Origin of the sequence: Nioella aestuarii, from assembly GCF_050896395.1 — a bacterium.
GTDB classification, from domain to species: Bacteria; Pseudomonadota; Alphaproteobacteria; order Rhodobacterales; family Rhodobacteraceae; genus Nioella; species Nioella aestuarii.
Genome location: NZ_JBPBBA010000032.1, coordinates 41,056 through 47,452 on the forward strand (window position 1 = coordinate 41,056; position 6,397 = coordinate 47,452).

Annotated in this window: 7 protein-coding genes; 2 read left to right on the forward strand and 5 right to left on the reverse strand. The window is 61.2% G+C overall.

Annotation, left to right across the window (positions count from 1 at the left end):
* The first annotated feature begins 124 nt into the window (after positions 1-124).
* Positions 125-679, forward strand: coding sequence for a divisome-associated lipoprotein DalA (dalA, locus tag ACROHD_RS16090; protein ID WP_432679298.1), 555 nt, complete (start codon positions 125-127; stop codon positions 677-679).
* Between the two features lie 62 nt (positions 680-741).
* Here the strand turns inward: dalA and ACROHD_RS16095 are convergent, their stop codons facing one another.
* The 5 genes from ACROHD_RS16095 to arsC form a co-directional block, all read right to left on the reverse strand.
* Positions 742-1,611 (reverse strand): SDR family oxidoreductase, encoded by an 870-nt coding sequence (locus tag ACROHD_RS16095; RefSeq protein WP_432679299.1) that lies wholly within the window; start codon positions 1,609-1,611, stop codon positions 742-744.
* Positions 1,608-2,639, reverse strand: coding sequence for a tRNA epoxyqueuosine(34) reductase QueG (gene queG, locus ACROHD_RS16100; protein WP_432679301.1), 1,032 nt, complete (start codon positions 2,637-2,639; stop codon positions 1,608-1,610). Before queG ends, ACROHD_RS16095 begins: the two co-directional genes overlap by 4 nt.
* Positions 2,636-3,301 carry an FtsZ-binding protein FzlA gene (fzlA, locus tag ACROHD_RS16105; protein ID WP_432679303.1) on the reverse strand — a complete coding sequence of 222 codons (666 nt, stop codon included), beginning with the start codon at positions 3,299-3,301 and terminating at the stop codon, positions 2,636-2,638. The genes queG and fzlA overlap by 4 nt, the downstream gene beginning before the upstream one ends.
* Before the next feature lie 53 nt (positions 3,302-3,354).
* Entirely contained in the window at positions 3,355-4,071 is a 717-nt protein-coding gene (gene mtgA / locus ACROHD_RS16110; protein ID WP_432679305.1) for a monofunctional biosynthetic peptidoglycan transglycosylase, read from the reverse strand.
* Positions 4,072-4,161: 90 nt separating this feature from the next.
* Positions 4,162-4,512: an arsenate reductase (glutaredoxin) gene (gene arsC / locus ACROHD_RS16115; protein WP_432679307.1), complete on the reverse strand. Its 351-nt coding sequence runs from the start codon at positions 4,510-4,512 to the stop codon at positions 4,162-4,164.
* Between the two features lie 108 nt (positions 4,513-4,620).
* On the opposite strand from arsC, the gene ade reads away from it, so the two are divergent.
* A partial coding sequence (gene ade, locus ACROHD_RS16120) for an adenine deaminase (protein WP_432679309.1) occupies positions 4,621-6,397 on the forward strand: 1,777 nt, incomplete at its 3' end.

Genomic DNA, 6,397 nt, shown 5'->3' on the forward strand with positions numbered 1-6,397 from the left:
GCGGCCTACGTCCATTGATGCACTGATCACAATACATGAAAAGACACCCGTTCTGTTTGATCGGATGGGACCGGGGCGTTATTGATCTAGGCAACAAACAGCAAAACAGGCCCGAAACCTACCCATGCTGAGACGCACCTTTCTGATGACAACGGCCCTTGGCTCGCTTTCAGCGTGCATGGCAACGACCTCTCCGCGGCTTGGGGCGGACGGGCGTCCGCTGCCGACTGTGTATCGAATCAATCCGCGTGACGAAGCAGCCATTCAGTTTCGCGTCCTGGACAGTGTGAATGCCCTGCGTCGCGCCGCAGGAGCACCCGATCTGGCCCTGAACGCCGAACTCAACGCCGCTGCTGCCACCCATTCCCGCGACATGAGCCTGCAGAACCGCCCCTGGCATTTCGGGTCGGATGGGTCATCGCCCATCGACCGGGCGCAGCGGGCCGGGTATTCCGGGCGGCTATTGGGCGAAAACATCTCGGAAACATATGAATCGGAATTGGAAACCGTCGCCGCCTGGATGCAACAAGCCGATACGCGCGACGTGATCACCGACCCCGATGCGCGGGATCTGGGCTTTTCCTTCTATCAGGAAGAAACCGGTAAGATCTGGTGGACCATGGTAACCGGCGATGGTGGCACTACAGGTCAGGGCCTGCCTGCAAATCGCAGCAGCTAGTCCCATTGCGGACAGATGCTGATCGGTGTGCCGCGCACTGAGTGCGAGCACCGCCGCCGGGGCTATCCCTTTGCCTGCTCGGCAGCAAAGAGCGCATCCAGCCCTGCCTTGTAGGTCGGATAACGCAGCTTCACCATCAGTTCACGCTTCATCAGACTGTTATCCACCCGCTTAGATTCCGCGTAGAAACTGCGTGCCATTGGTGTCAGGTCGGCCTCTTCAAAGGGCACGGCAGGGGGCAGATCGACGCCGAGCAGTTCCGCCGCATAGGTCAGAACGTCCTGCGGCGGGGCCGGATCATCATCGCAGATATTATAGATCGCACCGGGCCGCGGCCGTTTCATCGAGGCCAAAAGTGCCTGTGCGATGTCCTCTACATGGATGCGGCTGAACACCTGTCCCTGCTTGATGATCCGCCGTGCTGTGCCGTTCCTGACCTTTTCAAAAGGCCCACGGCCCGGCCCGTAAATTCCGGGCAGGCGAAAGATGTGCAACGGCAAGCCCTTCAGCCGGAAAAGCTCGGTCCATTCCGCTTCGGTCTGTACCCGCGCGCGGCCCCGGCGCGTTGCCGGCGTCAGCGGCGCGGTTTCATCCACCCATCCGCCCTGATGGTCGCCATAGACGCCTGTGGTGGACAGATAGCCAACCCATTCGAAACTGCTGGCAAGCTCCTCGAACACCGGGCGCAGATGTTTCAACACCGGATCAGCGCCATCTTCCGGCCCTGCGGTGATCAGCACATGGGTTGCCGTTTCCAGATCGGCGCGCATATCGGTGCCTGGAAAAACGCGGGCATGGATGCCGGATTTCCCCAGCACCTCGGCCTTCTGCGCGGATCGCGTGGTGCCGATGACGGTTCCCGCACGATAAGGGCGCATCGCCTGAACCAGCGCCGCCGCCGAAAAGCCCATGCCGAAAATCACCAGCTTCATGTCAGCCTCTCCACTGCCCACCTTGCCGCATCGGCCACGGTCGGGTCGTCATCTTCTGTCAGCGCCCGCGCAGCCCCGATCAGCGCTGCCTCGCCGCTGTTGCCAATCGCATACATCACATTGCGCACGAACCGCCCCCGCCCGATCCGCTTTATGGGCGACCCGCTGAACATGGCGCGAAACGCGGCGTCATCAAGCCCCGCGAGGTCCGCCAGCCCTGGGCTTTGCAGCTCCGCCCGCCCGGCATAGCGCATCTCGGTTGCGGTTACGGCGAACTTGTTCCACGGGCACACGGCAAGGCAATCGTCACATCCATAGATGCGGTTTCCCAACAGCGGGCGAAGGTCTTCATCAACCGGGCCGTGATGTTCGATCGTCAGATAGGAAATGCAGCGACGCGCATCCAGCTGAAAAGGCGCGGGGAAGGCGTTGGTCGGGCAGATGTCGAGGCAGGCGGTGCAGTTGCCGCAATGCTCGCTTTCGGGTGCATCGGGCTCCAGCTCAACCGTGGTGAAGATCGATCCGAGAAAGAACCAGTTTCCCAGATCGCGTGCCAGCAGGTTCGTGTGCTTGCCTTGCCAGCCTAGCCCAGATGCCTGGCCAAGCGGTTTTTCCATTACCGGGGCGGTATCCACAAAGACCTTGATCGCTTCACCTGGTGCCTGATCCAGCAGCCAGCGACCCACCCGTTTCAGCCGTTTCTTGACCAGATCGTGATAGTCGCGATTCTGCGCATAGACGCTGATCGTTGCGCAATCGCGCTTCTCCAGGGCCTCCAACGGATCCATCTTTGGCGTGTAGGGTTCTGCCAGCACGATCACCGACCGGGCCTCTGGCCACAGCGCGGCAGGGTTTCCGCGCCAGTTCATCCGCTCGGCCATCCAGCCCATCTGGCCATGGCGCCCGGCATCTACGAACGCAGCCAACCGCCCGGCGGCCTCAGGGATCGCATCGGGCCGACAGACGCGCATCTTCGCAAAGCTCTCTTCCAAGGCCTTTGCCTCCAGCGCCGGTTTCAGCCCGGTCAAAAGTCCAGGTTCGCGTAGTGGGGCGGCTGGATGAAACCGGGGATCTGGTCAGCGAGGATCGACCGGAAGGCCGGGCGCGACTTGATCTTGGCGTACCAATCCTTGACCACGGCGGACCGGTTCCAATCCACGTCCGAGATATAATCCAGACAGGACAGATGCGCCGCGGCGGTAAAGTCGGCAAGGCTAAGGCTGTCGCCCGCCAGCCAGCGGCGATGGTCAAGAAGCCATGTCATGTAGTCGAGGTGGAATTTGATCTTTTGCGCGCCGGTCTTGACCGCCTTGCCATCGGGATAGCCGCCGCGCATCACCTTCTTGTTCACCCGTTCATAGACAAGGTTCGCCGTCACTTCGTGATGGAACTTGTCGTCGAACCAGAAACACAGCCGCCGCACTTCCGCCCGAGCAGCAGGATCGCGGGGCATCAGGGCGGGTTCGGGATGGGTTTCTTCGATATATTCGCAGATCGCCTGACTCTCTGTCAGCAGCATCCCATCGATCTTTAGCACCGGCACCTTGGCCGCCGGATTGCGGCGCAGGAATTCACCGGACGGTTCCCAATAGCGTTCGTCGATCAACTCCACGTCGATCTTCTTCTCGGCCAGAACCAGCCGGACCTTGCGGCAGAAGGGGGAGAGGGCGAAGTGATAAAGGCGGGTCATGATCTGCTCTTTTTTGGCCTATACCTTCTCTTTGCCTTGGGCCGTGGCCAAATTCAACGCGCAAAACAGGCGTCTCGTCCATCAGTGCGTATAGTTGCCGCCCCATCTGCGATCCGCGCGGCCCGTTCGCGCAAAGCCGCCGTAGGGGACGAGGCAGAGCGTTCGCGGGGGTTGGGCAGAACAGCGGCCAGCCGCGCCGCCTGGGTTGGGTTCAGATCGGCGGCGGAAATTCCGAAGTAATGCTGCGCGGCGGCCTCTGCGCCAAAAATGCCCTCGTCGAACTCAACGATATTAAGGTAAACCTCCAAGACACGGCGCTTGGTCCAGATCAGCTCCATCACCGGGGTCATCACCCCCTCCAGCGCCTTGCGCGCCCAAGATCGCCCCTGCCAGAGGAAGGCGTTCTTCACCACCTGTTGGCTGATCGTGGACCCGCCACGCGACATGCCCTCGGCTATCGCGGCGCGAATGGCATCCATGTCAAAGCCCGAATGCAGGCAGAAGTTTGCGTCTTCGGCGGCCACTACGGCGCGCGCAAGATGCGGAGATATCTCCTCCATCGGTCGCCAGACCTGTTCCACCGCCCGGTCCAGCCTGCGCCCTTCGCTCAGCATATAGGGTGTGGTTGGCGGTGCCACGACGGCATAAAGCGCAATCCACGCTGTGCCCAGAACTATGACCAGGGCGGTACCCCGAAACAGCCAGCGCAGCACGAACCGCAGCAGCGGCCGCCGTTTCGCCTTGCCTGTCTTGCGGCTGGCTCTGGCCAAATCGCATCTCCTGTCTTCTTCTTGGTCCGAATACTCCCGCCGGAGGCGTCGACGCTTTGCAAAAGCGCCCTCCCTAGAAACGGGACAGGATCACCCCTTGTCCAGCAAATCGCTCACCCGTTCGGGCGGACGGCAGATTGCCGCCTGATTGCCAACCACCACGATGGGTCGTTCCACAAGCACCGGGTGCGTGATCATAGCGGCCAGAATGGTGGCGTCATCCGCCTTGGTCAGTCCAAGCTCTGGCGCAGGGGCCTGCTTGGCCCGCAATGCTTCGCGCGCCGGGATTTCGGCCTTGGCGAACAGGTCTTTCAGCAGCGCCTCGGTCCAGCCGATTTTCAAGTACTCTACAATCTCTGGCTCTATCCCTGCCTCACGGATGAGCTCCAGCGTCTGGCGCGATTTGCTGCATCTGGGATTGTGGTAGATCGTTACGGTCATCGCGGGTCTCCGGCTTGGGTCTGTGCACCGTAAGCAGGAAGCAAGCGATTGAAAACCTGTCATGAAAATGTGGCTTGAAGCCGGAAAAATCCGGTGCCAGATTGGAGCATGGAAAAACAATATTCATTCAAATCATGGGCCGAATCTGCGGCCCGGCTCGTGGCCATTGCGGCTGGGCGTGAACCAGCCGATCTGGTTCTTCGCAATCTGAAACTCGTCAATGTTCAAAGCCGAGAGGTTCTGGACGGCTGGCAGGTGGCCGTCGCAGATGGCCGCTTTACCTATGTCGGCCCGGATGCCAGCCATTGCATCGGCGCAGGCACCGAGGTTGTGGACGGCAATGGCCGCTACCTGATCCCTGGCCTTTGCGATGGGCATATGCATATCGAATCGGGGATGCTGACGCCCGCTGAATTCGCCCGTGCGGTTATCCCTCATGGCACCACCACCATGTTCACCGATCCCCATGAGATCGCCAATGTGATGGGGTTGGAAGGCGTGCGGCTGATGCATGATGAGGCGCTGATGCAGCCCGTCAATATTTACACCCAAATGCCCTCCTGTGCGCCGTCGGCGCCAGGGCTGGAAACGACGGGCTATGAGATTGGGCCAGAGGATGTGGCCGAAGCGATGACATGGCCCGGTATCATCGGGCTGGGAGAGATGATGAATTTCCCCGGCGTTGTGAACGGCGATCCGCAGATGCTTGCGGAGATGGCCGCAACGATGAATGCGGGCAAGACCGTGGGCGGCCATTACGCCAGCCCCGATCGTGGCCCCGCCTTTCACGCCTATGCGGCGGGCGGTCCGGCGGACGATCACGAAGGCACCCGCGAAAGCGACGCGATTGATCGGGTGCGTCAGGGGATGCGGTCGATGCTGCGGCTGGGCTCCGCCTGGTATGATGTGGAAAGCCAGATCACGGCGGTGACGGAAAAGGGCCTCGATCCGCGCAACTTCATCCTTTGCACGGATGATTGCCATTCCGGCACCCTTGTTCACGATGGCCACATGAACCGGGTGTTGCGCCATGCCATCGACTGTGGCTGCGATCCTCTGGTGGCAATCCAGATGTGCACCGTGAACACCGCCACCCATTTCGGGCTGGAGCGTGAGCTCGGCTCCATCGCGCCGGGTCGTCGCGCCGACATGATCCTGACAAGCGACCTCCGCAGCCTGCCCATTGAAGTGGTTTACGGGCGCGGCGTGAAGCTGGCCGAGAACGGGGAAATCCTTGTCGAGTGCCCGCATCTCGACTGGCCTGCCAAGGCACGGAACACCGTTCATCTGGGCAAAGACCTGACCGCGCAGGATTTCGAAATCAAGGCCCCCACAGGCGCCAATTCCGCCCATGTCAAAGTGATCGGGGTGGTAGAAAACCAGGCCCCGACCGAGGCGCTGACTGCCGAATTGCCGGTTGTTGACGGGCTGGTCGAGGGCGAAGGCGATGTCTGTCAGATCGCCCTTGTCGAACGGCATCAGGCCACAGGCGGCGTGGTCAACGCCTTCGTGTCCGGCTTCGGCTACAAAGGTCCGATGGCGATGGCCTCGACCGTGGCCCATGACAGCCACCACATGATCGTCGTTGGCACCGACCGGGACAATATGGCCAAGGCCGCCATGCGCCTGGCCCAGGTCGGTGGCGGTGTCAGCGTCTTCAAGGATGGAGAGGAACTGGCGCTTGTGAAATTGCCGATCGCCGGATTGATGAGCGACGATCACGCCACTCGTGTGGCCGACAAGGCGCAGGGTATCGTGGCCGCGATGGCCGAGTGCGGATGTACGCTCAACAACGCTTATATGCAGCATTCCCTTCTGGCGCTTGTGGTCATTCCGTCCTTGCGTATCTCCGATCTCGGGTTGGTGGACGTGACCACGTTCGAAC